Below are 1672 nucleotides of genomic sequence, written 5' to 3' on the forward strand. Positions count from 1 at the left end.
CGCGGTGCGGATCCGGCCGGTCAGCCGTCCCGCCGGCCTCGCCCCGCCGCCGGAGCCCCTGCGGGCGATCCGCGGCTCCGCGTCGGGCGTCGCCTCATCGGGGTCCGAGCTCTCCTCGAACGTCGACCCCCGGATCCCGGTCCGGCGACCCGTCAGCGACACGGCCAGCAACAGGTCGCTACTCACTGGCGCGAGCGGCTCCAGCGGGACCGGGTTGGTGACGCCGCCGTCGATGATGAGCCGCCCGCCCACGAGCGCCGGGGTGATGACGCTGGGGATGGCGAACGACGCCCGGACGGCGACGTCGGCCGGCCCGCGGGTGAACCACACCTCGCGTCGGGCCCGCAGGTCGGTGGCGACGGCGGTGAACGGGATCGCCAGGTCCTCGATGCGGACGTCGTCGAGCATCGCGCCGATCACGCCCATGATCTTGTTGGCCCGGATGGCCCCGCCGCCGGCGAAGGACACGTCGAGCAGCCGCAGGACGTCACGCTGCGTCAGCCCTCGCACCCAGTCCTCGAAGTCGTCGAGCTTCCCGGCCGCGTAGAGCGCGCCCACGATCGCACCCATCGACGCGCCGGAGACCCCGACGACCTCGTGCCCACGTGCCTCGAGCTCGCGGATCACCCCGATGTGCGTGTACCCACGTGCCCCGCCCGATCCCAGTGCCAGCGCCACTCTCATCGACGCCCCCTCCTGCCCAGTCTTCACGCGATCCCCGCGCGGTCGTGACCAGTGTGCACCGGGCGCGTCCCGGCCACGGGCCTGATCGTCCCCCGATCGTGTCGTAGGCGCGATCTACCGTCTGCACCGTATCGAGCGCCTGTTCGATACCGGGCCCACGGCCCGGACGACTCACCATCAGGAGAAGCCATGTCCCGCACCGCCATCCCGCTCACCATGCGCTCCGGCCTCGCCGCGACGATCGACCCGACCATGCTCGGGATCGCCTCGGCCATCGACCGACACGGGATGCACGTCATCCACATCGGCGAGGGGTGTGACTGCGGGGAATGCACGGCCGCGCCTTTACCACCGGACCAGAGGTTCGGCTACACGATCGGGTTGACAGACGTCGGGCACCCGGAACTGATGGTCCGCGGGCTGGGCGCCCGGGAGACCGCCGGCCTGCTCTCCCGGTGGGGCGACACCGTTCTGTCCGGGGAGGTCTTCGACGCCGGGCACCTGCTCTGTGAGGGCTCCGGCGGGCCGACCTGGGAACTCGTGCCGGTGCGGCGTCCGTCGCGGACGCTGCTGCTGGCCGGGAGCTTCTACCGAACGGCCCGGACCGGCGGCCTCTCCGCGCTCGAGCTGATCCCCGCGCGTCGGCCCTGCCCGTGCGAGGTGTGCGACTGACAGCCGAGGCTACCCGCGGGTCGTCGTAGGGTCTAGGGATGCCCCGCACTCCGCTGCACCTGGACGCGAACTCGCCGTCGATCATCGTGCCGGTCACCGCGCGCGACCGCTCCGAGCTCGGCCGACAGGCCGAGGCACTCGCGCGCGCCCGCGCCGGGGCCGTCGGAGTCGGAGTCGGAGCCGGAGTCGGCGTTGACGCCGGAGCCGGCGAGGACGGCGTGGCGGACATCCGGGCGTACGAGGCGGAGGACGACCAAGACCCCGCGGGCGCCGCCCGGCCGTTCGACCTGATCGAGTGGCGGGTGGACCTCTACGA

General features: G+C 72.8%; 2 protein-coding genes and 1 pseudogene. 2 read left to right on the plus strand and 1 reads right to left on the minus strand.

Annotated elements, in window-relative coordinates:
* Positions 1-684: patatin-like phospholipase family protein (locus G6030_RS12135; RefSeq protein ID WP_182643294.1), on the minus strand; the 684-nt coding region annotated here is incomplete at its 3' end.
* A 189-nt stretch (positions 685-873) separates the two neighbouring features.
* On the opposite strand from G6030_RS12135, the gene G6030_RS12140 reads away from it, so the two are divergent.
* Positions 874-1356 (plus strand): DUF4262 domain-containing protein, encoded by a 483-nt coding sequence (locus G6030_RS12140; RefSeq protein WP_182643295.1) that lies wholly within the window; start codon positions 874-876, stop codon positions 1354-1356.
* Positions 1357-1394: 38 nt separating this feature from the next.
* Positions 1395-1672, plus strand: a pseudogene (locus tag G6030_RS12145) (type I 3-dehydroquinate dehydratase); the annotation flags it as partial.

It is taken from the genome of Dietzia sp. E1 (assembly GCF_014145015.1).
GTDB classification, from domain to species: Bacteria; Actinomycetota; Actinomycetes; order Mycobacteriales; family Mycobacteriaceae; genus Dietzia; species Dietzia cinnamea_A.